General features: G+C 53.3%; 23 protein-coding genes and 1 pseudogene. 14 read left to right on the top strand and 10 right to left on the bottom strand.

Translation table 11 applies throughout. The features are described from left to right. Nucleotides 1–77: 77 nt before the first annotated feature. From OGX90_RS19415 to tkt, 5 genes are all read right to left on the bottom strand, one after another. Nucleotides 78–938 carry a small-conductance mechanosensitive channel MscS gene (locus OGX90_RS19415; protein ID WP_003825461.1) on the bottom strand — a complete coding sequence of 287 codons (861 nt, stop codon included), beginning with the start codon at nt 936–938 and terminating at the stop codon, nt 78–80. Nucleotides 939–1,129: 191 nt separating this feature from the next. Continuing rightward, nucleotides 1,130–2,209 (bottom strand): class II fructose-bisphosphate aldolase, encoded by a 1,080-nt coding sequence (fbaA, locus tag OGX90_RS19420; RefSeq protein WP_003027029.1) that lies wholly within the window; start codon nt 2,207–2,209, stop codon nt 1,130–1,132. A gap of 88 nt (nt 2,210–2,297) precedes the next feature. Beyond that, nucleotides 2,298–3,461, bottom strand: a complete 1,164-nt coding sequence (gene pgk / locus OGX90_RS19425) for a phosphoglycerate kinase (protein ID WP_003027032.1) — start codon at nt 3,459–3,461, stop codon at nt 2,298–2,300. A gap of 39 nt (nt 3,462–3,500) precedes the next feature. Beyond that, entirely contained in the window at nt 3,501–4,529 is a 1,029-nt protein-coding gene (epd, locus tag OGX90_RS19430; protein WP_008785759.1) for an erythrose-4-phosphate dehydrogenase, read from the bottom strand. A gap of 491 nt (nt 4,530–5,020) precedes the next feature. Next, complete coding sequence (gene tkt, locus OGX90_RS19435) at nt 5,021–7,012, bottom strand: transketolase (protein ID WP_003825453.1); 1,992 nt, start codon at nt 7,010–7,012, stop codon at nt 5,021–5,023. Nucleotides 7,013–7,291: 279 nt separating this feature from the next. Between tkt and loiP the strand changes: the two genes are divergently transcribed. Further along, nucleotides 7,292–8,050 (top strand): metalloprotease LoiP, encoded by a 759-nt coding sequence (loiP, locus tag OGX90_RS19440; RefSeq protein WP_032944921.1) that lies wholly within the window; start codon nt 7,292–7,294, stop codon nt 8,048–8,050. Nucleotides 8,051–8,236: 186 nt separating this feature from the next. On the opposite strand, the gene speB is transcribed toward loiP, so the two are convergent. The 4 genes and pseudogenes from speB to yqgG all read right to left on the bottom strand — a co-directional run. After that, entirely contained in the window at nt 8,237–9,157 is a 921-nt protein-coding gene (gene speB, locus OGX90_RS19445) for an agmatinase (RefSeq protein WP_234692668.1), read from the bottom strand. 207 nt (nt 9,158–9,364) lie between these two features. Then, nucleotides 9,365–11,341 (bottom strand): biosynthetic arginine decarboxylase, encoded by a 1,977-nt coding sequence (speA, locus tag OGX90_RS19450; protein ID WP_071692619.1) that lies wholly within the window; start codon nt 11,339–11,341, stop codon nt 9,365–9,367. Beyond that, complete coding sequence (yqgB, locus tag OGX90_RS19455) at nt 11,334–11,480, bottom strand: acid stress response protein YqgB (protein ID WP_071692618.1); 147 nt, start codon at nt 11,478–11,480, stop codon at nt 11,334–11,336. The genes speA and yqgB overlap by 8 nt, the downstream gene beginning before the upstream one ends. Before the next feature lie 258 nt (nt 11,481–11,738). Continuing rightward, nucleotides 11,739–11,840 (bottom strand): annotated as a pseudogene (yqgG, locus tag OGX90_RS19460) (small protein YqgG); the annotation flags it as partial. Between the two features lie 540 nt (nt 11,841–12,380). Between yqgG and metK the strand changes: the two are divergent. The 8 genes from metK to ruvX all read left to right on the top strand — a co-directional run bounded on the left by metK (nt 12,381) and on the right by ruvX (nt 19,633). Further along, the gene (gene metK, locus OGX90_RS19465) at nt 12,381–13,535 is read left to right on the top strand and encodes a methionine adenosyltransferase (RefSeq protein WP_234692669.1); all 1,155 of its coding nucleotides are present in this window, start codon (nt 12,381–12,383) and stop codon (nt 13,533–13,535) included. A 398-nt stretch (nt 13,536–13,933) separates the two neighbouring features. Then, nucleotides 13,934–15,328 carry a galactose/proton symporter gene (galP, locus tag OGX90_RS19470; protein WP_008785766.1) on the top strand — a complete coding sequence of 465 codons (1,395 nt, stop codon included), beginning with the start codon at nt 13,934–13,936 and terminating at the stop codon, nt 15,326–15,328. 76 nt (nt 15,329–15,404) lie between these two features. Then, nucleotides 15,405–15,902, top strand: a complete 498-nt coding sequence (locus OGX90_RS19475; RefSeq protein ID WP_003825440.1) for a SprT family zinc-dependent metalloprotease — start codon at nt 15,405–15,407, stop codon at nt 15,900–15,902. Nucleotides 15,903–15,996: 94 nt separating this feature from the next. After that, nucleotides 15,997–16,704 (top strand): deoxyribonuclease I, encoded by a 708-nt coding sequence (gene endA, locus OGX90_RS19480; RefSeq protein ID WP_103284734.1) that lies wholly within the window; start codon nt 15,997–15,999, stop codon nt 16,702–16,704. A 74-nt stretch (nt 16,705–16,778) separates the two neighbouring features. Beyond that, nucleotides 16,779–17,510 carry a 16S rRNA (uracil(1498)-N(3))-methyltransferase gene (rsmE, locus tag OGX90_RS19485; protein ID WP_111464965.1) on the top strand — a complete coding sequence of 244 codons (732 nt, stop codon included), beginning with the start codon at nt 16,779–16,781 and terminating at the stop codon, nt 17,508–17,510. A gap of 19 nt (nt 17,511–17,529) precedes the next feature. Continuing rightward, complete coding sequence (gshB, locus tag OGX90_RS19490) at nt 17,530–18,477, top strand: glutathione synthase (RefSeq protein ID WP_003027083.1); 948 nt, start codon at nt 17,530–17,532, stop codon at nt 18,475–18,477. Nucleotides 18,478–18,653: 176 nt separating this feature from the next. Next, a complete protein-coding gene (locus OGX90_RS19495) occupies nt 18,654–19,217 on the top strand; it encodes a YqgE/AlgH family protein (RefSeq protein ID WP_003027086.1) in 564 nt (187 codons plus the stop codon). After that, nucleotides 19,217–19,633, top strand: coding sequence for a Holliday junction resolvase RuvX (gene ruvX, locus OGX90_RS19500; protein ID WP_008785771.1), 417 nt, complete (start codon nt 19,217–19,219; stop codon nt 19,631–19,633). Before OGX90_RS19495 ends, ruvX begins: the two co-directional genes overlap by 1 nt. Here ruvX and OGX90_RS19505 read toward each other — a convergent pair. Continuing rightward, nucleotides 19,630–20,610, bottom strand: a complete 981-nt coding sequence (locus OGX90_RS19505; protein ID WP_286624536.1) for a type IV pilus twitching motility protein PilT — start codon at nt 20,608–20,610, stop codon at nt 19,630–19,632. The two genes, ruvX and OGX90_RS19505, sit on opposite strands and share 4 nt — an antisense overlap. 17 nt (nt 20,611–20,627) lie before the next feature. Here OGX90_RS19505 and OGX90_RS19510 point away from each other — a divergent pair, with 17 nt between their 5' ends. Genes OGX90_RS19510 through hemW form a run of 5 tightly spaced genes read left to right on the top strand, consistent with a single transcriptional unit; the run spans nt 20,628 to nt 23,934 of the window. Next, nucleotides 20,628–21,332 carry a YggS family pyridoxal phosphate-dependent enzyme gene (locus tag OGX90_RS19510; RefSeq protein ID WP_057067562.1) on the top strand — a complete coding sequence of 235 codons (705 nt, stop codon included), beginning with the start codon at nt 20,628–20,630 and terminating at the stop codon, nt 21,330–21,332. 18 nt (nt 21,333–21,350) lie between these two features. Next, nucleotides 21,351–21,917 carry a YggT family protein gene (locus OGX90_RS19515; RefSeq protein ID WP_003825417.1) on the top strand — a complete coding sequence of 189 codons (567 nt, stop codon included), beginning with the start codon at nt 21,351–21,353 and terminating at the stop codon, nt 21,915–21,917. Continuing rightward, nucleotides 21,914–22,204: a DUF167 family protein YggU gene (gene yggU, locus OGX90_RS19520; protein ID WP_003027101.1), complete on the top strand. Its 291-nt coding sequence runs from the start codon at nt 21,914–21,916 to the stop codon at nt 22,202–22,204. Before OGX90_RS19515 ends, yggU begins: the two co-directional genes overlap by 4 nt. Nucleotides 22,205–22,211: 7 nt before the next feature. Next, the gene (locus OGX90_RS19525; RefSeq protein ID WP_003825414.1) at nt 22,212–22,805 is read left to right on the top strand and encodes an XTP/dITP diphosphatase; all 594 of its coding nucleotides are present in this window, start codon (nt 22,212–22,214) and stop codon (nt 22,803–22,805) included. Continuing rightward, complete coding sequence (gene hemW, locus OGX90_RS19530; RefSeq protein ID WP_286624538.1) at nt 22,798–23,934, top strand: radical SAM family heme chaperone HemW; 1,137 nt, start codon at nt 22,798–22,800, stop codon at nt 23,932–23,934. Before OGX90_RS19525 ends, hemW begins: the two co-directional genes overlap by 8 nt. The last annotated feature ends 34 nt before the right edge of the window (nt 23,935–23,968 follow it).

Here is a 23,968-nt window from a genome sequence, read left to right on the forward strand (position 1 = left end):
GCCGGATGACGGCTGACGCCTTATCCGGCCTACAAAACCTGCGGGCCCGGTAAGCGATAGCGCCACCGGGCACGCGATTACTCTGCCGCGCTCTCTTTCACACGCTTGAAGTTCACATCCATCTGCGGGTACGGGAAGCTGATACCGTTGGCGTCAAACTCGCGTTTAATACGCTCCAGTACGTCCCAGTAGACGCTTTGCAGATCGCTACTGTTGCTCCAGACGCGTACCACAAAATTAATCGAGGAAGCGCCCAGCTCATTCAGGCGCACCGTCATTTCACGATCTTTAAGGATACGCTCGTCAGACTGAATGATATCGGTGAGGATTTTTTTCACCTGATCGATATCGGAGTCGTAAGCCACGCCGATGATAAATTCGTTACGACGAACCGGCTCACGAGAGAAGTTAATGATATTCCCGGCAATGATTTTACCGTTTGGGATCACAACAATCTTACCGTCTACGGTACGCATAGTCGTGGAGAAAATCTGCACGTTGAGTACGGTTCCCGCTACGCCGCCGAGGTCTACATACTCACCTGCGCGGAACGGACGGAACATCACCAGCAGCACGCCAGCGGCGAGGTTGGACAGCGAACCTTGCAGCGCCAGACCAACGGCTAAACCTGCGGCACCGAGAACGGCAATCACAGAAGCGGTTTGTACCCCAACGCGACCCAAAGCGGCAATCAGCGTGAACGCGATAATACCGTAGCGCACCAGTGCGGAGAGGAAGTCAGCAACGGTTGCATCAATTTTACGTGCCACCATCAGGCGGTTAACGGTGTTTGATACGATTCGCGCCACAATCATACCGATAATGACAATGGCGATGGCCGCAACGATGTTGACGGCATAGCTTAACAGCAGCTCCTGATTGCGGACCAGCCAGGTGCCCGCACCATTTATGCTGTCGACAACATTCAAATCTTCCATTCAATATTCCTTTTTTGCTTACCCAAATGGGAAAAATAAAGCCGTCCCAACGGGACTGGCAATCTGACAAGGGTAAACAATAAACCTGGATTTTGCCAAACAGATCACAGAATTCTCTGCCAGCAGCATATTGAAATGGCAATAAAAAAGGCCCGCATTTGCGGGCCTCATGTCACGTAGAACGGCGTAAATTACAGAACGTCAACCGCGTTCAGTTCTTTGAAAGCCTGTTCCAGACGGGTGATCATGGTTGCCTGACCAGCACGCAGCCATACGCGCGGATCGTAGTATTTCTTGTTCGGCTGATCTTCGCCTTTCGGGTTGCCCAGCTGGCCCTGCAGGTAAGCTTCGTTCGCTTTGTAGTAGTTCAGAACACCTTCCCAGGTAGCCCATTGGGTATCGGTGTCGATGTTCATTTTCACTACGCCATAGCTTACGGAGTCTTTGATTTCCTGAGCAGTAGAACCGGAACCGCCGTGGAAGACGAAGTTCAGGCTGTTGTGCGGCAGGTTATGTTTCTTAGAAACATAGTCCTGAGAGTCGCGCAGGATGGTCGGGGTCAGAACAACGTTACCCGGCTTGTAAACGCCGTGTACGTTACCGAAGGAAGCTGCGATGGTGAAACGCGGGCTGATTTTGCTCAGCTCGGTGTATGCGTAATCAACGTCTTCCGGCTGGGTGTACAGTGCAGAAGCGTCCATGTGGCTGTTGTCCACGCCGTCTTCTTCGCCACCGGTGCAACCCAGTTCGATTTCCAGGGTCATGCCCATTTTGGACATGCGCGCCAGGTATTTGGAGCAGATTTCGATGTTCTCTTCCAGAGACTCTTCAGACAGGTCGATCATGTGAGAAGAGAACAGCGGTTTGCCGGTTGCTGCGAAGTGTTTTTCACCCGCGTCCAGCAGACCGTCGATCCACGGCAGCAGTTTCTTCGCGCAGTGGTCAGTGTGCAGGATAACCGGAACACCGTAGTGTTCAGCCATCTGGTGAACGTGATGCGCGCCAGAGATAGCACCCAGGATTGCAGCGCCCTGAGGAACGTCAGACTTCACGCCTTTACCCGCGATGAAAGAAGCACCACCGTTGGAGAACTGTACGATTACCGGCGCTTTAACTTTAGCAGCGGTTTCCAGAACGGCGTTGATGGAGTCGGTACCCACACAGTTAACAGCTGGCAGAGCAAAGTTGTTTTCTTTAGCTACCTGGAAAACTTTCTGTACGTCATCACCAGTGATTACGCCTGGTTTTACGAAATCAAAAATTTTAGACATATTACGAATCCTGTATCTTCGGCCTTGGAAAGGGCGCGCGCTCTAAAGCGCGCTAATAATTGGGCAGGTTTCCCTGCCCATTAAATGCTTACTTTTTAGCGCGCTCTTCGAGCATCGCTACTGCTGGCAATACTTTACCTTCCACGAATTCGAGGAAAGCGCCGCCGCCAGTGGAGATGTAGGAGATTTTGTCAGCAATGCCGAACAGGTCGATTGCTGCCAGGGTGTCACCGCCGCCTGCGATAGAGAACGCTTCGCTGTCTGCGATAGCGTTAGCAACGATTTCAGTACCTTTGCGGAAGTTCGGGAATTCGAACACGCCAACCGGGCCATTCCACAGAATGGTTTTCGCATTTTTCAGGATGTCAGCCAGCTGCTGTGCAGAAGCGTCGCCGATGTCCAGGATCTGCTCGTCTTCTTTCACATCGCTAACGGACTTCAGAGTAGCCGGTGCAGTTTCAGAGAATTCAGTCGCTACGCGAACGTCAGTCGGGACCGGGATGTCGCAAGTGGTCAGCAGACGCTTAGCTTCGTCAACCAGGTCAGCTTCGTACAGGGATTTACCCACGTTGTGGCCTTGAGCGGCAACGAAGGTGTTCGCGATACCACCGCCAACGATCAGCTGGTCAGCGATTTTTGACAGAGAATCCAGAACGGTCAGTTTGGTGGAAACTTTAGAACCGCCAACGATAGCAACCATCGGACGAGCAGGTTCTTTCAGTGCTTTACCCAGCGCATCCAGCTCAGCAGCCAGCAGCGGGCCTGCGCAAGCTACATCAGCGAATTTACCGATACCGTGAGTAGAAGCCTGTGCACGGTGAGCTGTACCGAAAGCGTCCATTACGAATACGTCGCACAGCGCAGCATATTTTTTGGACAGTGCTTCGTCGTCTTTCTTCTCGCCTTTGTTGAAGCGAACGTTTTCCAGAACCACCAGTTCACCGGCAGCGACTTCAACGCCGTCCAGGTAATCTTTTACCAGGCGAACCGGAGCAGACAGTTTGTCTTTCAGGTAGTTAACAACCGGCAGCAGAGAGAATTCTTCGTTGTACTCGCCTTCGGTAGGACGACCCAGGTGGGAAGTTACCATCACTTTCGCACCCTGTTTCAGGGCCAGTTCGATGGTCGGCAGAGAAGCACGGATACGCGCATCGCTGGTTACTTTCCCTTCTTTAACTGGTACGTTCAGGTCCGCACGGATAAAAACGCGTTTACCAGCCAGATCCAGATCGGTCATCTTAATTACAGACATGGTGAATCCTCTCGTTGATTCATAAAGTTTTGTCGACGCTCAAGCGTCGAGCCTGAAACCAATAGCAGCCATCGCTAACGTAGTGTCGAGCATACGGTTAGCAAAGCCCCATTCATTATCACACCAGACCAGCGTTTTGATCAGGTGAGCGCCACTCACACGCGTTTGCGTACCATCAACGATGGCGCTGTGCGGGTCGTGGTTAAAATCTACAGAGACCAACGGTAATTCCGTATAGTCAACTATACCATGAAATGCACCTTGTGCTGCTTTTTGCAGCAACTGGTTGACTTCACTGGCTTTTACTGGTTTTTTCACCGTCACGCTTAAGTCGATCGCCGTCACATTTATGGTCGGTACACGCACCGCTATCGCTTCAAAACGATCGTTAAACTGCGGGAAAATTCGCGTGATGCCCGCCGCCAGTTTGGTATCAACCGGAATAATCGACTGGCTGGCCGCTCGCGTGCGACGCAGGTCAGGATGATAAGCATCAATAACCTGCTGATCGTGCATCGCGGAGTGGATCGTGGTGACGGTACCAGACTCAATGCCGTAAGCATCATCCAGCAATTTAATGACGGGTATTATGCAATTCGTGGTGCAGGAAGCGTTGGAAACGATCCGGTGCTCAGCGCGCAGCTGATCCTGATTAACGCCATATACAACGGTTGCGTCGATGTCGTGACTACCAGGATGTGAAAAGAGCACTTTTTTTGCACCAGCGGCAATATGCGCCTCGCCGTGTTCGCGATTGCCGAAGACCCCCGTACAATCCAGCACGATGTCGACACCCAGTTCGCGCCATGGAAGTGCATCGAGTGTTCGCTCATGCAGAATGCGGATAGCGTCATCGCCAACGATGAGCTGGTCACGTTCCTGACGAACATCCCAGGCAAAACGTCCATGGCTGGTGTCATATTTCAACAAATGCGCCATGCCTGCAGCATCCGCAAGTTCGTTGATTGCCACCACGGTGATTTCCGCCCGACGCCCGGATTCATACAAAGCACGAACCACGTTGCGTCCGATGCGACCGAAACCATTAATCGCTACGCGTACGGTCATAGGTCTCCTGCAAGGATTTCTCAGAAACGATGTGGCAGACAGAGTAATGCAGCAAATCGCTCAGGGAAACCTTACCTGTCGCAAACTGCGACTAATTGGTTAATTGTCGAACATTTAATCGACTGAAACGCTTCAGCTAGAATAAGCGAAACGCGGAATAAAAGGAATGATTGTCCAGCAACAGAACACAGTTATCTGACTTGCGTCACATTTTAACGCCCTTCAACGCTAAATTTATTCCATATTCCAGAATGACGAATAACTTTAGCAAAATTATTTCGTTGTCGTGTTACACACCCTGATTTAAATCAGAAAGCCCCCTAACCTGCATCTAATCACCAGCGCGAGGTCCGAGTCCCGGAGCCCTTCAACGATGCCGCAGACGCTCTGGATAGCAGACTGCGCCGTGCGATTGCGCAACGCGCGGCGCGTTCCGGAAAAGCAAAAAAAAACGGGCCGCCTGAGCGACCCGTTTTCACCTGTAATCGAAATTACAGCAGTTCTTTAGCTTTCGCGACAACGTTGTCTACGGTGAAGCCGAACTCTTCAAACAGCAGCTCTGCCGGAGCAGACTCACCAAAGGTGGTCATACCGACGATTGCGCCGTTCAGGCCCACATATTTGAACCAGTAGTCAGCGATACCTGCTTCCACTGCAACGCGAGCGGAAACCGCTTTCGGCAGCACAGACTCACGGTAAGCGGCATCCTGTTTGTCGAACGCGTCGGTAGACGGCATGGAAACCACGCGAGCCTTCACGCCTTCGGCAGTCAGTTTGTCCCACGCAGCCACAGCCAGCTCAACTTCAGAACCGGTAGCGATGAAGATCAGTTCCGGCTGACCGTCGCAGTCTTTCAGCACGTAACCACCGCGAGCGATGTTTGCCAGTTGCTCTTCGGTACGCTCCTGCTGTGCCAGGTTCTGGCGGGAGAGGATCAGCGCGGTCGGGCCGTCCTGACGCTCAACACCGTATTTCCACGCAACGGCGGATTCAACCTGGTCACACGGACGCCATGTGCTCATGTTCGGGGTCACACGCAGAGAAGCAACCTGCTCTACCGGCTGGTGAGTCGGGCCGTCTTCGCCCAGACCGATGGAGTCGTGGGTGTAGACCATGACCTGACGCTGTTTCATCAGCGCAGCCATACGCACCGCGTTACGGGCATATTCCACAAACATCAGGAAGGTGGAGGTGTACGGCAGGAAACCACCGTGCAGGGAGATACCGTTCGCAATAGCGGTCATACCGAATTCACGCACACCGTAATGGATGTAGTTACCGGCAGTATCTTCGTTAATCGCTTTCGAACCAGACCACAGCGTCAGGTTAGACGGTGCCAAGTCAGCGGAGCCGCCGAGGAATTCAGGCAGCAGAGGACCGAAGGCTTCAATCGCGTTCTGAGAAGCTTTACGGCTGGCGATTTTCGCCGGATTAGCCTGCAGCTTAGCAATGAACTCGTTCGCTTTGGCGTCGAAGTCAGACGGCATTTCACCTTTCATACGACGGGTGAATTCAGCCGCTTCCTGCGGGTAGGCTTTCGCATAAGCAGCGAACTTCTCGTTCCATGCAGCTTCTTTTGCCTGACCGGCTTCTTTCGCATCCCACTGCGCGTAGATTTCAGACGGGATTTCGAACGGCGCGTATTTCCAGCCCAGCTGTTCACGGGTCAGTGCGATTTCTGCATCGCCCAGCGGTGCGCCGTGAGAGTCGTGAGTACCCGCTTTGTTCGGAGAACCGAAACCGATGATGGTTTTGCACATCAGCAGGGACGGTTTGTCGGTTACTGCGCGTGCTTCTTCAACTGCGCGCTTAATCGCGTCAGCATCGTGGCCATCAACACCACGAACCACATGCCAGCCGTAAGCTTCAAAACGCTTCGCGGTGTCATCGGTGAACCAGCCTTCAACGTGGCCATCGATAGAGATGCCGTTGTCATCGTAGAACGCAACCAGTTTACCCAGCTTCAGCGTACCAGCCAGGGAACATACCTCGTGAGAGATACCTTCCATCATGCAGCCGTCGCCCATGAAAGCATAGGTGAAGTGGTCAACGATGTCGTGACCTGGACGGTTAAACTGCGCCGCCAGCGTTTTTTCAGCGATAGCCATACCCACTGCATTCGCAATGCCCTGACCCAGAGGACCTGTAGTGGTTTCAACACCCGCGGTGTAACCCACTTCCGGGTGACCCGGAGTTTTGGAGTGCAGCTGACGGAAGTTCTGCAGCTCGGACATCGGCAGATCGTAGCCGGTGAGGTGCAGCAGGCTATAAATCAGCATGGAGCCGTGGCCGTTGGACAGCACGAAGCGGTCACGGTCAGCCCAGGACGGGTTAGTCGGGTTGTGGTTCAGGAAATCACGCCACAGGACTTCGGCAATGTCAGCCATACCCATCGGGGCACCCGGGTGACCGGATTTGGCTTTCTGTACTGCGTCCATGCTCAGCGCACGAATAGCATTGGCAAGCTCTTTACGTGAGGACATTTTGACTCCAGATCGGATAATGAAGGCTGAGCCCTTAACGACTTGACGACAGCGCGTTTTGGGCTACGCCGGAAAAAAGTGCCAACAATGTAACCCAAGCCGCGTGTCATGTACATGGAGCATCCTTTTGCCGCTTCAGAAATCTCTGGATCATGCGCGCAAGTTGCGCAATCTTCTCGCCCGCGTATTGTTCTTTTCTTTATACTTAGGCCGAGCGTCGGTTCACCTGCAAACGACGTAATTTTTAGAATAATCCTGACTTTGTGCGGAAGAGAAAAAATGAAAATTCGCGCTTTACTGCTTGCTACGAGCATGGCTGCGGCATTGACCGGCTGCCAGAACATGGACTCCAACGGACTGCTTTCTTCTGGCGCGGAGGCTTTTCAGGCCTACAGTCTGAGCGATGCTCAGGTAAAAGCGCTAAGCGATCAGGCCTGTAAAGATATGGACAGCAAGGCTACTATCGCCCCGGCCAGCAGCGAGTACGCAACGCGTCTTGGCAAAATATCCGCCGCGCTTGGCGATAACATTAACGGCCAGCCGGTGAACTACAAAGTCTATATGGCGAAAGATGTGAATGCCTTTGCCATGGCAAACGGCTGTATCCGCGTGTACAGCGGCCTGATGGATATGATGACCGACAACGAAGTCGAAGCGGTGATCGGCCATGAAATGGGCCACGTCGCGCTGGGTCACGTGAAAAAAGGTATGCAGGTTGCGCTGGGTACCAACGCCGTACGTGCAGCGGCGGCATCCGCTGGCGGCATTGTCGGCAGCCTGTCGCAGTCGCAATTGGGCGATCTTGGCGAGAAACTGGTGAACTCGCAGTTCTCCCAGCGTCAGGAATCCGAGGCGGATGATTACTCGTATGATTTGTTGCGCAAACGCGGGATCAATCCGGCAGGTTTAGCCACCAGCTTTGAGAAACTGGCCAAACTGGAAGCTGGACGTCAAAGCTCAATGTTTGACGATCACCCGGCATCCGCAGAACGTGCGCAACATATACGCGATCGCATGAGCGCAGACGGGATCAAATAACCCTTGAACACTGCCGGATGGCGGCGTGAACGCCTTATCCGGCCTACAGATTTCATCCCATTATCGGACGTAATTGGCGAAGTCAGTTTGGGCCCGGCCAGCGCACAGCCACCGGAGCGTACACGTAGTACGTGAGGATGGCGAGCACTGCCCGGACCCAAAATGACGAGTAAAATAGTCCGACTATTATTCGCCTTTCTTCGCCGCCTGAATATACAGCATTTCCAGAGCCAGCGTAGCCGCCGCCAGTGCGGTGATCTCTGACTGATCGTAGGCCGGAGCCACTTCAACAACATCCATCCCGACGATATTCAGATCTTTCAGACCACGTACCAGCTTGATCGCGCGATCGGAAGTCAGACCGCCAATCACTGGCGTACCGGTACCCGGCGCAAACGCAGGATCCAGGCAGTCGATATCAAAGGTCAGATACACCGGCATATCACCGACAATCTGCTTAACCTGGGCGGTGATGTCATCCACGCTGCGATCGTTCACCTGGCAGGCATCCAGCACGGTAAAGCCGTTGTCTTTGTCGAATTCGGTACGAATACCAATCTGCACAGAGTGATTCGGATCGATCAGACCTTCGTTCGGCGCAGTGTAGAACATGGTGCCGTGGTCGAATTCGCAGCCGTTCGCGTAGGTATCGGTGTGGGCATCAAAATGCACCAGCGCCATTTTACCAAAATGCTTAGCGTGTGCGCGCAGCAGCGGCAGCGTGACGAAGTGGTCGCCGCCGAAGGAGAGCATGCGCTTACCGGCAGAAAGCAGCTTCTCAGCATGCGCCTGCAGTTTTTCACTCATTTCACGCGCATCACCGAAGGCATAAACCAGATCGCCGCAGTCCACCACGTTCAGGCGCTCGCGCATATCGAAGTTCCACGGGAAGCGGTTATGCTCCCACGCCAGGTTAGTGGAAACCTGACGGATCGCCGCCGGACCATGACGCCCGCCCGCACGACCAGACGTTGCCATATCAAACGGTACACCGGTGATCACCCAGTCGGCGTCGCTGTCGTACGGCATGAAGTTCATCGGCAGACGTAAAAAACCAAAGGCGTTAGAAACCAGGGAGTTGTCGTATTGATGACCTAAGGTGCTCATGTACTGACCTCTTTAAAAATCGATGAAAAAAAATCCCCTCCGCGTCGTTAAGCCCGACGAGGAAGGGATTGATTTGGTAGCTGCATATTTACGGCAAATTATCGCCGTTATTTTGTACGGATTCAAGTAAGTGCCACAAATGCGGCTTCGCTTTATCCGGCCTACTTTCGTAGGCCCGGTAAGCGTAGCGCCAGCAGGCATTTATCGTTACTCATCTTCCAGATAAGTATAACCGTACAGACCGGCCTCAAACTCTTCGAGGAACTGTTGCTGCAGCTCGGTATCCAGATCGGTGTTTTTCACCTGGTCACGGAACTGCGTCAGCAGGGTATTCGGATCCAACTGCACGTACTGCAGCATATCCGCCACGGTATCCCCTTCGTCGGACAGCTCAACTTCTACGCTGCCGTCAGGGAAGACGAACACGTCAACCGCTTCGGTATCACCAAACAGGTTGTGCATGTTGCCGAGGATCTCCTGGTACGCCCCCACCATAAAGAAGCCCAGCATCGGCGGGTTCTCCGGGTCATATTCCGGCATCGGCATGGTGGTCGCAATGCCATCACCGTCAACGTAGTGGTCGATAGCGCCATCAGAGTCACAGGTGATATCCAACAGCACCGCGCGGCGCTCAGGTACCTGATTCAGTCCTTCCAGCGGCATTACCGGGAACAGCTGATCGATCCCCCACGCATCCGGCATCGACTGGAACAGCGAGAAGTTGACGTAAATCTTATCCGCCATACGCTCCTGCAGCTCGTCGATAATCGGGCGATGCGCGCGGTTGCTCGGGTCGAGTTGTTTCTGCACTTCATGGCACATGTTCAGATAAAGCTGCTCAGCCCACGCACGCTCTTGCAGGCTAAAGGTACCTGAAGAGTAACCAACGTGAATATCGTGCAGATCCATCTGGCTGTCGTGCAGCCATTCACGCAGCGAACGGCGAGTTCCCGGTTCATGCATTTCTTGCCAGGTTTCCCACATACTTTGCAGAGCACGCGGCGCATCATCAGCCGGAGGCGTTGCTTCTGTGTGTTCGCTACGCTCAACGCCGATAATGTTAGATACCAGCACGGTATGGTGCGCGGTAACCGCGCGGCCAGACTCGGTGATTACCGTCGGATGCGGCAGACCGTGTTCTTCACAGGCGTCGCCAATTGCCCAGATGATGTTGTTGGCGTATTCGTTCAGGCCGTAGTTTACGGAACAGTCAGACTGCGAACGGGTACCTTCGTAATCCACGCCCAGACCACCGCCCACGTCGAAGCACTGGATATTGACGCCAAGCTTGTGCAGCTCAACGTAGAAACGCGCCGATTCACGTACGCCGGTGGCGATATCACGAATGTTCGCCATCTGCGAGCCAAGGTGGAAGTGCAGCAACTGAATGCTGTCCAGACGACCGCGCTCGCGCAGAATTTCGACCAGTTGCAGCACCTGGTTTGCCGCCAGGCCGAATTTCGATTTTTCCCCGCCTGAGGACTGCCACTTGCCAGAGCCCTGCGACGCCAGACGCGCACGCACGCCCAGACGCGGAACGACATTCAGGCGTTCAGCTTCATCCAGCACGATTGCAATTTCAGACATCTTCTCGATGACCAGATAGACCTTATGGCCCATCTTCTCGCCAATCAGCGCCAGACGGATATATTCGCGGTCTTTATAACCGTTACACACGATCACGCTACGGGTCATTCCGGCATGAGCCAGAACGGCCATCAGTTCAGCTTTGGAACCCGCTTCCAGTCCCAGCGGTTCGCCGGAGTGGATCAGCGATTCAATCACGCGGCGGTGCTGGTTGACCTTGATCGGGTAAACGAGGAAATAGTCACCGTTGTAACCGTAAGATTCACGGGCACGTTTAAACGCGGCGTTAATCGAACGCAGACGGTGTTGCAGGATCTGCGGGAAGCAGAACAATGCAGGCAAACGCTGGCCCTGCGCTTCACGGGCTTTCACCAACTCAGCAAGGTCAACGCGCGCTTCGGGTACGTCCGGATCCGGGCACACGCTGATGTGACCCAGTTCATTGACGTCGTAGTAGTTATTACCCCACCAGGCAATATTGTAAGTACGCAGCATCTTGCTGGCTTCCTGGGAACTCATTGCAACCTCCTGCATGGAGCGTAGTACACCGTGTTCGCCTGCTGACGAAGGCGAACCCAAAGAAATGTCGTCAGACATAGCGAACCTCAATTTTATTAACAAGTGTAAAACAGTTGACTACTATCGCAATCCGAAGACGCGATAACAACCCAAATACAGGCAGAATTTGCAGCAGATAGTGCTGACGCTCCGACTGTGCGACCGGTTTCTTTTTCATATCAATGTAAACACGTAACCGAACTTAATGCTGACGGTTCGGCGAAACCACGAGAAAACTCTTGTTTACCAAGAGCGCCCTTGTTCAGTTCTTAGTGACCGTTACCGGCTCTTGAGTCCTGAGATACGCCGAGATGGGTATACACTTCATCCTTCATGCAGCCTCTTTGTTGGCTACGCTCATTCGCCCCAGTCACGTACTACTCGTACGTTCAGGAGACTCATTCACTTGCCGCCTCGACGCAGCATAAATGATTTTGTGTATATAACATCGACAGGTATGCAAAGCAGAGATGCAGATTGCGGGGGACATATGTACACCAGAACGGTGCGACAGATTCTGCAGAATACAACGGTTCATTATCTCGTATCACCTCCACGGTTGCTCCTTACGGAACGAACCCACAAGCCAAAGCTAAAGTTTTAACCCGGCTGGAAGTGGCAACACGATGAAAACGTCGTGTGCTTTTGTCTATCCTAAATAATTCGAGTTGCGGGAAGGCGGCAACGCAGAGAGTCCCCGGGAGCTTACATGAGTAAGTGACTGGGGCGAGCGAGGAAGCCAACGCACATGCAACTTGAAGTATGACGGATATGAGCCGCGCGCCGCGTTTTATACCGATAAGAAAGTCAAAAAGCAAAAGATAAATATGCACATTGCCAGCACCGTCAGGAAAAATTTCCAGTTACATTTTCAGTACAATGCGACCTCAATCAAAAAAAGCTGGAAATCAGGCGAAGAACTGTCCTAAAATAGCCGTCCAGATGTTAATCCATCTATACCGATTAACACTCAGACTGCCAGTGTCCGTCATCTGCAGACTCATGGTAGAATCTTCTACACATGGCTATTCCACTCGACAGTTTGAGCTAACCAAATTCTCCTTAGGTGAAATTAAATATGGCAAAACACCTTTTTACGTCCGAGTCCGTATCAGAAGGGCATCCTGACAAAATCGCTGACCAAATCTCTGATGCTGTGCTGGATGCAATCCTGGAACAGGATCCAAAAGCACGCGTTGCCTGCGAAACCTACGTCAAAACCGGTATGGTTTTAGTTGGCGGTGAGATCACCACCAGCGCATGGGTCGATATCGAAGAGATCACCCGTAACACGGTTCGCGAAATTGGCTATGTGCATTCCGACATGGGCTTTGACGCCAACTCTTGCGCGGTACTGAGCGCGATTGGTAAACAGTCTCCGGACATCAACCAGGGTGTTGACCGTGCCGATCCGCTGGAACAGGGCGCAGGCGACCAGGGCCTGATGTTTGGTTATGCAACCAACGAAACCGACGTGCTGATGCCAGCACCTATTACCTATGCTCACCGTCTGGTGCAGCGTCAGGCTGAAGTGCGTAAAAACGGCACCTTATCCTGGCTGCGTCCGGATGCCAAAAGCCAGGTAACCTTCCTGTATGACGACGGCAAAATCGTCGGTATTGATGCGGTTGTTCTGTCTACTCAGCACTCTGAAGATATCGACCAGAAATCGCTGCAAGAAGCCGTTATGGAAGAGATCATCAAGCCGGTACTGCCGACTGAATGGCTGACCGCTTCGACCAAATTCTTCATCAACCCAACTGGTCGTTTCGTTATCGGCGGCCCGATGGGCGACTGCGGTCTGACCGGTCGTAAAATCATCGTTGATACCTACGGCGGCATGGCGCGTCACGGCGGCGGTGCATTCTCTGGTAAAGATCCGTCTAAAGTTGACCGTTCCGCAGCCTATGCAGCCCGTTACGTAGCGAAAAACATCGTTGCCGCAGGCCTGGCTGACCGTTGTGAGATTCAGGTTTCCTACGCAATCGGCGTGGCAGAACCGACATCTATCATGGTGGAAACGTTCGGTACTGAAAAAGTGCCTTCAGAGCAGCTGACTCTTCTGGTGCGTGAGTTCTTCGACCTGCGCCCGTATGGCCTGATTCAGATGCTGGATCTGCTGCACCCGATTTACAAAGAAACCGCTGCTTACGGTCACTTTGGTCGCGAACATTTCCCATGGGAAAAAACCGACAAAGCACAGTTGCTGCGCGACGCTGCCGGTCTGAAGTAATTTAAACCAGACTTAACGCTTATGAAGACCAGCCTCGCGCTGGTCTTTTTTTATACCTATTTCCTCTCCCACATCCATCACCAAACCGCGCTGATTACTATTGCTTTAAATGAAAATGAAAGCGATTACATCACACCATATTTCCCTCTACCTTGAATTAACATCTCTTATCCAGCACACTTGCATCACTGTTACATTATATTTCATCACTGTCTTAAATTCAGACGACCAACATTATTTAACCCCAATAAATAATGTTAACTTTCAATGAATTAACCAATAATCCGCATGAATGACAGTGTAAGCGATTACACTAATGTGATGTGATTCGCATTTTTTTACCCCGTACTCACCTACCCTTAACATCAACAAAACTAGCTACCCAACCGGAGGGCATCATGCCTGACAATAAAAAAACGGGGCGTTCCAACAAAGCCATGACATTTTTTGTCTGCTTTCTGGCAGCCCTGGCTGGATTACTTTTTGGCCTGGATATCGGTGTTATTGCCGGTGCTTTACCGTTCATCACCGACGAGTTTCAAATTACCCCGCACACTCAGGAATGGGTGGTGAGTTCCATGATGTTTGGTGCGGCGGTAGGTGCTGTCGGCAGCGGTTGGCTCTCCTTCAAACTGGGACGCAAAAAAAGCCTGATGATCGGTGCGATCTTGTTTGTTGCGGGTTCACTGTTCTCCGCCGCTGCGCCAAACGTTGAAGTCCTGCTGGTTTCCCGCGTGCTGCTCGGCCTGGCTGTAGGCGTTGCGTCTTATACCGCGCCACTGTACCTGTCTGAAATTGCCCCGGAAAAGATTCGTGGCAGCATGATCTCTATGTATCAGCTGATGATCACCATCGGTATTTTGGGCGCGTATCTTTCCGATACAGCCTTTAGCTACAGCGGCGCATGGCGCTGGATGCTGGGTGTAATCATCATCCCTGCCCTGCTGCTTCTGGTTGGCGTTATCTTCCTGCCGGACAGCCCACGTTGGTTTGCAGCTAAACGTCGTTTTGTTGATGCTGAACGCGTCCTGTTGCGTCTGCGTGACACCAGCGCAGAAGCCAAACGCGAGCTGGATGAAATCCGTGAAAGTCTGCAGGTAAAGCAGAGTGGCTGGGCGCTGTTTAAAGAAAATAGCAACTTCCGTCGTGCGGTATTCCTTGGCGTTCTGTTGCAGGTGATGCAGCAGTTCACCGGGATGAACGTCATCATGTATTACGCACCGAAAATCTTTGAGCTGGCGGGCTACACCAACACCACCGAGCAGATGTGGGGGACTGTTATCGTCGGTCTGACCAACGTGCTGGCAACCTTTATCGCCATTGGCCTGGTTGACCGTTGGGGCCGCAAGCCTACGCTGATCCTTGGCTTTATCGTGATGGCCGTTGGTATGGGCGTGCTGGGTACAATGATGCACGTGGGTATTCACTCGGCATCCGCACAATACTTCGCAGTACTGATGCTGCTGATGTTTATCGTTGGCTTTGCCATGAGCGCCGGTCCGCTGATTTGGGTACTGTGCTCTGAAATCCAGCCGCTGAAAGGCCGCGATTTCGGCATCACCTGCTCTACTGCAACCAACTGGATTGCCAACATGATCGTCGGCGCAACCTTCCTGACGATGCTGAACTCGCTGGGCAGCGCCAACACCTTCTGGGTCTACGGCGGCCTGAACGTACTGTTCATCTTCCTGACTCTGTGGCTGATCCCTGAAACTAAAAACGTCTCTCTGGAACACATTGAGCGTAACCTGATGAAGGGTCGTAAACTGCGCGAAATTGGCGCACACGACTAATCACCAAAGGCTTCCTCCCCAGCGGAGGAAGCCTTCCTCTTGCAGTCCCTTCCCTGTCGCACTATCCTCTGGCGTTATGAAAACCTCCCGTCTCCCTATCGCCATCCAGCAAGCCGTTATGCGTAGCCTGCGGGAAAAACTCGCCCAGGCCAATCTCAAGCTCGAACGCCAATATCCGGAGCCAAAGCTGGTTTACCAACAGCGCGGCACCGCCGCCGGCACTGCGTGGCTACAAACCTATGAAATTCGCCTTAATCCCGTCCTGCTGATGGAAAACGTCGACGCATTCATTAACGAAGTTGTGCCCCATGAACTGGCGCATTTACTGGTGTGGAAGCACTTTGGGCGCGTGCCGCCACACGGAAAAGAGTGGAAATGGATGATGGAAAGCGTACTGGGCGTACCGGCCCGGCGCACGCATCAGTTTGAACTGCAATCGGTGCAGCGCAAGACCTTTACTTACCGCTGTAAGTGTCAGGAGCACCAACTGACCGTCCGCCGCCATAACCGCGTTGTGCGCGGTGAGGCCACCTACCGCTGTGTTCACTGCGGCGAACCGCTGGTTGCAGAATAATCTTCAGAATTATCAGGAACTTTTCTGACCTAACTGATTGCATACTGGAATAACTTTCGCTACGTTGCGGGCTCGTTTTGACACGGAGTTTGTGATGTACCGTCATTTTTCTTTTGCTGCGGCCCTGTTAGCCGCTGCGTTTTCAGGCCCGGTTTTAGCCGAAGGCATCAACAGTTTTTCTCAGGCAAAAGCAGCAGGCGTCAAGGTGAACGCCGATGCGCCGGGCGATTTCTACTGCGGTTGTAAAATTAACTGGCAAGGCAAAAAAGGGATCGTTGACCTCGAATCCTGCGGCTATAAAGTGCGAAAAAATGAAAACCGCGCCAGTCGAATTGAATGGGAGCACGTTGTCCCCGCCTGGCAATTTGGTCATCAGCGTCAGTGCTGGCAGGACGGAGGGCGTAAAAACTGCGCCAAAGATCCGGTCTATCGCAAAATGGAAAGCGACATGCATAACCTGCAACCTGCGGTGGGTGAGGTAAATGGCGATCGCGCTAACTTCATGTACAGCCAGTGGAACGGTGGCGAGGGTCAGTATGGGCAATGCGCCATGAAGGTCGACTTCAAAGAGAAAGTTGCCGAGCCGCCAGCCCGCGCCCGCGGTGCCATTGCTCGTACCTATTTTTACATGCGCGACCAGTACTCTCTAACGCTCTCCCGCCAGCAAACTCAGCTTTTTAACGCCTGGAATAAGCAATATCCGGTCACCGACTGGGAGTGTGAGCGCGACGAACGCATTGCAAAGGTACAGGGGAACCATAACCCATATGTGCAACGCGCTTGCCAGGCGCAAAAGAGCTAACCTACACTAGCGTCAATATTTTTAACCATGCCCTGGCCTTTCGTAGCCCAGGGCCATGACGCGGATGTTTAACTATGCGCATTCCTCGCATTTATCACCCTGAGCCAATCACTTCCGGCAGCCAAATTTCACTGTGTGAAGATGCAGCCAACCATATCGGCCGCGTGCTGCGTATGGGACCGGGTCAGGCGCTACAGCTGTTTGATGGCAGCAATCAGGTATTCGACGCTGAAATCACCCACGCCAGTAAAAAAAGCGTGGATGTGAAGGTACTTAACGCTGAACTCGACGATCGTGAGTCGCCGTTGCACATCCACCTGGGTCAGGTGATGTCGCGCGGTGAAAAAATGGAATTCACTATCCAGAAATCGATCGAACTGGGTGTAAGCCTCATTACGCCACTTTTTTCTGAGCGCTGCGGCGTTAAACTGGACAGTGAACGCCTGAACAAGAAGCTCCAGCAGTGGCAGAAAATCGCCATTGCCGCCTGCGAACAGTGCGGTCGTAACCGGGTGCCCGAAATTCGCCCGGCAATGGATTTGGAAGCATGGTGCGCGGAACAGGACGAAGGTCTGAAACTGAACCTGCATCCGCGCGCCAACGCCAGCATCAATACGCTGCCGCTGCCGGTGGAACGCATCCGCTTGCTGATTGGCCCGGAAGGCGGGTTGTCGGCAGATGAAATTGCCATGACCGCACGTTATCAGTTTACTGATATTCTGTTAGGACCTCGCGTTCTGCGTACTGAGACAACCGCGCTCACCGCCATTACTGCGCTACAGGTGCGTTTTGGCGATCTGGGCTAAGGCATAAACGGAGAAGAAAATGATCAAGCTCGGCATCGTGATGGATCCCATCGCAAGCATCAACATCAAGAAAGATTCCAGCTTCGCTATGCTGCTGGAAGCGCAACGTCGCGGTTACGAAATTCATTATATGGAGATGGCCGATCTTTATCTGATCAACGGTGAAGCCCGTGCCCATACGCGTACCCTGAGCGTAGAGCAGAACTACGACAAATGGTATGAGTTCAAGAGCGAGCAGGATCTCCCGCTGGCAGACCTGGACGTTATTCTGATGCGTAAGGATCCGCCGTTTGATACCGAGTTCATCTACGCTACCTATATTCTGGAACGTGCAGAAGAAAAAGGGACGCTGATCGTCAACAAACCGCAGAGCCTGCGCGACTGCAACGAAAAGCTGTTCACCGCATGGTTTGCCGACCTGACGCCGGAAACGCTGGTCACGCGTAACAAAGCGCAGCTGAAAGCCTTCTGGCAAAAACACAGCGACATCATTCTCAAACCGCTGGATGGTATGGGCGGCGCATCTATTTTCCGTGTGAAGGAAGGCGACCCGAACCTTGGCGTCATTGCTGAAACGCTGACCGAGCACGGTACCCGCTACTGCATGGCGCAGAACTATCTGCCAGCAATTAAAGATGGCGATAAACGCGTCCTGGTGGTCGATGGCGAACCCGTTCCTTATTGCCTGGCGCGTATTCCGCAGGGCGGCGAAACCCGTGGTAACCTGGCCGCTGGCGGTCGTGGTGAGCCGCGTCCATTGACCGACAGCGACTGGGAAATTGCACGTCGCATTGGGCCAACGCTGAAAGCGAAAGGTTTGATTTTTGTCGGTTTGGATATCATTGGCGATCGTCTGACGGAAATTAACGTTACCAGCCCAACCTGTATTCGTGAAATCGAAGCGGAGTTCCCGGTTTCGATTACCGGTATGCTGATGGATGCCATTGAGGCGCGTTTGCAGAAGTAAATACGTTGCCGGATAGCGACGCCATCGCGTCTTATCCGGCCTGAAATTGCACCCCGCAGACCGGATTAGGCGAAGCCGTCATCCGGCAATGCTATCTTCAGAGGGTGACATCTTCGAGCTTTGCCCACATACTGGGCTCTGTTGCTTTTTTGAACCAGGAAACAGAACCTCTGACAATGAATTTACAGCATCACTTTCTGATTGCCATGCCTGCTCTCCAGGATCCGATTTTCCGCCGTTCCGTGGTGTACATCTGTGAACATAATGAGAACGGAGCAATGGGGATTATCGTTAATAAGCCTCTGGAAAACTTACAAATTGAAGGGATTCTGGAAAAGCTGAAGATTACCCCAGAAGAACGCGATCCGGCCATTCGTCTGGATAAACCAGTGATGCTCGGCGGCCCGCTGGCGGAAGACCGTGGATTTATTCTGCATACCCCGCCGTCACGTTTTGCATCCAGTATCCGCATTTCAGATAACACCATCATCACCACCTCCCGCGATGTACTAGAAACCCTGGGCACACAAGAACAACCGTCCGAAGTGCTGGTTGCGCTGGGTTATTCATCATGGGAAAAAGGTCAACTGGAACAAGAGTTACTGGATAACGCCTGGCTCACGGCGCCCGCAGACCTCAACATCTTATTCAAAACGCCGATTGCCGACCGCTGGCGCGATGCGGCGAAGCTTATCGGGATAGATATTCAGACCATGCCAGGCGTGGCGGGACATGCCTGATGAGCGGAACATTACTCTCTTTTGATTTTGGTACGAAAAGTATTGGTGTTGCTGTTGGTCAGCGCATTACCGGTACGGCCAGACCGTTGCCCGCCATTAAGGCGCAGGACGGTACGCCAGACTGGAGTTTGATTGAACGCCTGCTGAAAGAATGGCAGCCGGATGAAATCATTGTCGGCCTACCACTCAACATGGATGGCACAGAACAGCCCCTTACCGCGCGCGCGCGTAAGTTCGCTAACCGTATTCACGGTCGCTTTGGCGTAACCGTAACGCTGCACGATGAACGCTTGAGCACCGTCGAGGCCCGCTCCGGCCTGTTCGAACAAGGCGGATACCGGGCGTTGAATAAAGGCAAAGTAGATTCCGCTTCTGCCGTGGTCATCCTCGAAAGCTATTTCGAGCAGGGTTACTAAATCCGTCCCTGCGCCTGACGCTGCTGCTGACTTTGTGCAAATGTCTGCATACCTGTCTGTTGCCCGGTTTGAATTACGCCGGGTAGCTGATGCGTTTTCCCTTCACGAATCAAATTGCCCACGGCTGGCGTGTTGACGAGCAGCTCAAATAGCGCCACGCGTCCTCCCAGCTTATCTTCCTCCAGCTTTTGCGAAAGTACCGCCCGCAGGCTGTCTGCCAGCTGATTACGCACCGGATCTTTCTCCTGTGCGGGAAAGGTATCCACCAGCCGCGCGATGGCCTGCGCCGCCCCTCGCGTATGTAACGTTGCCAGCACCAGATGCCCGGTTTCCGCTGCCGTTAACGCCAGACGAATGGTTTCCACGTCGCGTAGCTCGCCCAGCAAAATGACGTCGGGATCTTCACGCAACGCGCCGCGTAAACCAGCGGCAAAAGAAGCGCAGTGCACGCCCACCTCCCGTTGTTGAATAAGACAACGCTGGCTGGTGTAGCGATATTCAATCGGGTCTTCCAGCGTCAGAATATGCCCCGCAACTTGCTGATTAAGGTACTCAACCATCGCCGCCAGGGTCGTTGATTTACCGCTACCGGTAGCGCCTGTCACCAGAATTAACCCATTTTCACTGCGCAGCAGTTCAGGTATGACGTCAGGGGTCTGGAGATCGTCTAAACGTGGACAATCAAGCGGGAGCAATCTTAGCGCCAGTGAGGTTCCCTGTTGATGAACAAAAGCACTGGCGCGCAGCCGCTGGGAACCTGCCAGCGCAATAGCAAAATCAATCTGCCCCTGTTCCTGCCACTGTACCTGTTGTTGCTCACTGAGCCAGCACATCAGCAGATTCTCCACGTCAGGCGTAGTAAAGGGTGCGATTTCGACTTTTCCACGTATGCGCCAGCGCGCAGGCCATGCATTGCACAGGTGTAGATCCGACACGTTATGCTTTACACTAAGGGCCACTATTTCTTCCATATTCATATGAACATCCTCGGAAAATGAACGATATCGCGCATAACCTGGCACATGTCCGGGACAAAATCTCAGCCGCCGCGACGCGTTGCGGGCGGTCTTCAGAAGAAGTTACGTTGCTTGCAGTCAGTAAAACCAAACCTGCGAGCGCCATCGAAGAAGCCATTACCGCAGGGCAGCGTGCCTTCGGTGAAAACTATGTGCAGGAAGGGGTGGATAAAATCCGCTACTTCCAGGAAAAAGGCGTCAACGATCTGCAGTGGCACTTTATCGGCCCGCTGCAGTCCAACAAAAGTCGTCTGGTCGCCGAGCACTTTGACTGGTGCCATACGATCGACCGTCTGCGTATCGCTGCCCGCCTGAGCGAACAGCGCCCGGCGGAACTGCCGCCGCTCAATGTACTGATTCAAATTAATATCAGCGATGAGAACAGTAAGTCAGGCATTCCGCTGGCAGAGCTTGATGCACTGGCCGCTGAAGTAGCTGCACTGCCGCGCATTACCCTGCGTGGTCTGATGGCGATTCCGGCTCCAGAGTCAGATTATGTAAGGCAGTTTGAAGTTGCACAGCAAATGGCGGTAGCATTTGCCGGGTTGAAAACACGCTACCCAGGCATCGACACTCTCTCACTGGGAATGTCTGATGATATGGATGCCGCCATCGCGGCGGGTAGCACGATGGTGCGCATTGGCACTGCCATTTTTGGTGCTCGTGATTACACTAAAAAATAAGGAAAACTAAGGAACACCATGAATACGTTGACCTTCCTGCTCTCAACGGTAATTGAGCTGTATACCATGGCGCTGCTGCTGCGCGTGTGGATGCAATGGTCTCGCTGCGATTTTTACAACCCGTTCTCGCAGTTTATAGTGAAAATCACTCAGCCCATTATTGGGCCGTTACGCCGCATTATTCCCCCTATGGGACCGATCGACAGCGCATCGGCATTAGTTGCGCTCGTTCTCAGCTTTATCAAAGCAATCGTGCTGTTTAAGGTGGTCACGTTCCAGCCGATCATCTGGATCGCCGCCGTACTGATTGTCCTGAAGACTATCGGGCTGTTGATTTTCTGGGTGCTGCTTGTGATGGCGATTATGAGCTGGGTCAGCCAGGGCCGCAGTCCTGTAGAGTACGTGCTGATTCAACTGGCAGATCCGCTGCTGCGTCCTATCCGTCGCATACTTCCAGGCATGGGCGGGATCGATTTCTCCCCAATGATTCTGGTTCTGCTGCTCTACGTTATTAACATGGGCATCGCGGAAGTGTTACAGGCGACAGGCAACATGCTGCTGCCGGGGCTGTGGATGGCGCTATGAGTGCCGTTACACCCTGCGACGACGGTCTGGTTTTACGGCTCTATATTCAGCCTAAAGCCAGCCGTGACAGTATTGTGGGTTTACATGGCGACGAAGTTAAAGTCGCCATTACCGCCCCACCGGTTGATGGCCAGGCCAATAGCCATCTGGTGAAGTTTCTCGGCAAACAGTTCCGTGTGGCAAAAAGCCAGGTCGTCATTGAGAAGGGCGAGCTTGGTCGTCACAAACAGGTTAAAATCATTCATCCGCAACAGATCCCGCCCGAAATTGCGGCGTTAACTGATTAGGTATCCCATGCAAAAAGTTGTCCTCGCGACCGGCAATGCCGGTAAAGTGCGTGAACTCGCCTCTCTTCTGAGTGATTTCGGTCTTGATGTTGTTGCCCAAACGGAACTGGGTGTTGATTCTGCAGACGAGACCGGGCTGACGTTTATTGAGAACGCCATTCTGAAGGCGCGTCATGCCGCGCAAATTACCGGCTTACCGGCCATTGCTGATGACTCAGGTCTGGCAGTAAATGCCCTTGGCGGCGCGCCGGGTATCTATTCAGCCCGCTATTCCGGCGAAGATGCGACCGATCAGCAGAACCTGGAAAAACTGCTTCACACCCTGCAGGATATTCCTGATGACAAGCGCCAGGCACAGTTCCACTGCGTGCTGGTGTATATGCGCCATGCAGACGATCCAACGCCTGTTGTTTGCCACGGAAGCTGGCCGGGCGTGATTACCCGTGAACCTGCCGGAAACGGTGGTTTTGGCTACGACCCGATCTTCTTTGTGCCGTCTGAAGGGAAAACCGCAGCCGAACTGACCCGTGAAGAAAAGAGTGCAATTTCTCACCGCGGACAGGCGCTAAAGCTGCTGCTGGATGCCCTGCGTAATGGTTAAACTTCCGCCGCTAAGTCTTTATATTCACATCCCGTGGTGCGTGCAGAAATGCCCGTACTGCGACTTTAACTCGCATGCACTAAAGGGCGAAGTCCCTCATGACGACTATGTACAGCATCTGCTGAGCGATCTGGATACTGAGGTGGCCCATGCCCAGGGCCGTGAAGTAAAGACGATTTTTATCGGTGGTGGCACGCCGAGCCTGCTTTCTGGCCCGGCGATGCAAACGCTGCTCGACGGCGTGCGAGCACGGCTGAATCTGGCCGAAGATGCAGAAATCACGATGGAGGCGAATCCCGGGACGGTGGAAGCCGATCGCTTTGTGGATTATCAACGCGCTGGCGTCAACCGTATCTCGATTGGCGTACAGAGCTTTAGCTCCGCCAAACTCGAACGTCTGGGACGTATTCACGGGCCGGAAGAAGCCAAACGAGCAGCACACCTGGCGAGCGGTCTGGGGCTACGCAGCTTTAACCTCGACCTGATGCATGGTTTGCCGGATCAGACGCTGGAAGAGGCGCTGGGTGATTTACAGCAGGCAATCGCGCTCAACCCACCGCATCTTTCCTGGTATCAGTTGACCATCGAACCCAACACGCTGTTCGGTTCCCGACCGCCGGTTTTACCGGACGATGACGCGCTGTGGGATATTTTTGAGCAAGGCCACCAGCTACTGACCGCCGCGGGATATCAGCAGTACGAAACCTCAGCCTACGCCAGACCGGGTTATCAGTGTCAGCACAACCTTAACTACTGGCGTTTTGGCGACTATCTTGGCATTGGCTGCGGCGCACACGGTAAGATCACATTCCCTGACGGACGCATCCTGCGCACCACCAAAACACGGCATCCTCGTGGGTATATGCAAGGGCGTTATCTCGAAAGCCAGCGCGATGTTGCCGAAGCCGATAAGCCGTTCGAGTTCTTCATGAATCGTTTCCGGCTGCTGGAAGCCGCGCCTCGCGCGGAGTTTACGCAATATACCGGTCTTACCGAAGACGTTATTCGTCGACAGATCGATGAGGCTATTTCCCAAGGCTACCTGAGTGAATGCGATGAGTACTGGCAGATTACCCAACAAGGTAAGCTGTTCTTGAATTCGCTGCTGGAGCTGTTTCTGGCGGAGTGATGGCTGGTGAACGTAGGCCTGATAAGCGTAGCGC

Origin of the sequence: Citrobacter sp. Cpo012, from assembly GCF_030333015.1 — a bacterium.
In the GTDB taxonomy this organism is placed as follows: domain Bacteria; phylum Pseudomonadota; class Gammaproteobacteria; order Enterobacterales; family Enterobacteriaceae; genus Citrobacter; species Citrobacter portucalensis.

Bases quoted from the DNA above. Each gene is read 5' to 3' on its own strand.
- galP (WP_008785766.1), top strand. From the start codon at position 13,934: ATGCCTGACAATAAAAAAACGGGGCGTTCCAACAAAGCCATGACATTT.
- speB (WP_234692668.1), bottom strand. From the start codon at position 9,157: ATGAGCACCTTAGGTCATCAATACGACAACTCCCTGGTTTCTAACGCC.
- loiP (WP_032944921.1), top strand. From the start codon at position 7,292: ATGAAAATTCGCGCTTTACTGCTTGCTACGAGCATGGCTGCGGCATTG.
- tkt (WP_003825453.1), bottom strand. From the start codon at position 7,012: ATGTCCTCACGTAAAGAGCTTGCCAATGCTATTCGTGCGCTGAGCATG.
- fbaA (WP_003027029.1), bottom strand. From the start codon at position 2,209: ATGTCTAAAATTTTTGATTTCGTAAAACCAGGCGTAATCACTGGTGAT.
- metK (WP_234692669.1), top strand. From the start codon at position 12,381: ATGGCAAAACACCTTTTTACGTCCGAGTCCGTATCAGAAGGGCATCCT.
- speA (WP_071692619.1), bottom strand. From the start codon at position 11,341: ATGTCTGACGACATTTCTTTGGGTTCGCCTTCGTCAGCAGGCGAACAC.
- OGX90_RS19415 (WP_003825461.1), bottom strand. From the start codon at position 938: ATGGAAGATTTGAATGTTGTCGACAGCATAAATGGTGCGGGCACCTGG.
- yqgB (WP_071692618.1), bottom strand. From the start codon at position 11,480: ATGAAAAAGAAACCGGTCGCACAGTCGGAGCGTCAGCACTATCTGCTG.
- yggU (WP_003027101.1), top strand. From the start codon at position 21,914: ATGAGTGCCGTTACACCCTGCGACGACGGTCTGGTTTTACGGCTCTAT.
- OGX90_RS19510 (WP_057067562.1), top strand. From the start codon at position 20,628: ATGAACGATATCGCGCATAACCTGGCACATGTCCGGGACAAAATCTCA.
- pgk (WP_003027032.1), bottom strand. From the start codon at position 3,461: ATGTCTGTAATTAAGATGACCGATCTGGATCTGGCTGGTAAACGCGTT.
- endA (WP_103284734.1), top strand. From the start codon at position 15,997: ATGTACCGTCATTTTTCTTTTGCTGCGGCCCTGTTAGCCGCTGCGTTT.
- ruvX (WP_008785771.1), top strand. From the start codon at position 19,217: ATGAGCGGAACATTACTCTCTTTTGATTTTGGTACGAAAAGTATTGGT.
- OGX90_RS19515 (WP_003825417.1), top strand. From the start codon at position 21,351: ATGAATACGTTGACCTTCCTGCTCTCAACGGTAATTGAGCTGTATACC.
- OGX90_RS19495 (WP_003027086.1), top strand. From the start codon at position 18,654: ATGAATTTACAGCATCACTTTCTGATTGCCATGCCTGCTCTCCAGGAT.
- rsmE (WP_111464965.1), top strand. From the start codon at position 16,779: ATGCGCATTCCTCGCATTTATCACCCTGAGCCAATCACTTCCGGCAGC.
- gshB (WP_003027083.1), top strand. From the start codon at position 17,530: ATGATCAAGCTCGGCATCGTGATGGATCCCATCGCAAGCATCAACATC.
- epd (WP_008785759.1), bottom strand. From the start codon at position 4,529: ATGACCGTACGCGTAGCGATTAATGGTTTCGGTCGCATCGGACGCAAC.
- OGX90_RS19525 (WP_003825414.1), top strand. From the start codon at position 22,212: ATGCAAAAAGTTGTCCTCGCGACCGGCAATGCCGGTAAAGTGCGTGAA.
- OGX90_RS19475 (WP_003825440.1), top strand. From the start codon at position 15,405: ATGAAAACCTCCCGTCTCCCTATCGCCATCCAGCAAGCCGTTATGCGT.
- hemW (WP_286624538.1), top strand. From the start codon at position 22,798: ATGGTTAAACTTCCGCCGCTAAGTCTTTATATTCACATCCCGTGGTGC.
- OGX90_RS19505 (WP_286624536.1), bottom strand. From the start codon at position 20,610: ATGAATATGGAAGAAATAGTGGCCCTTAGTGTAAAGCATAACGTGTCG.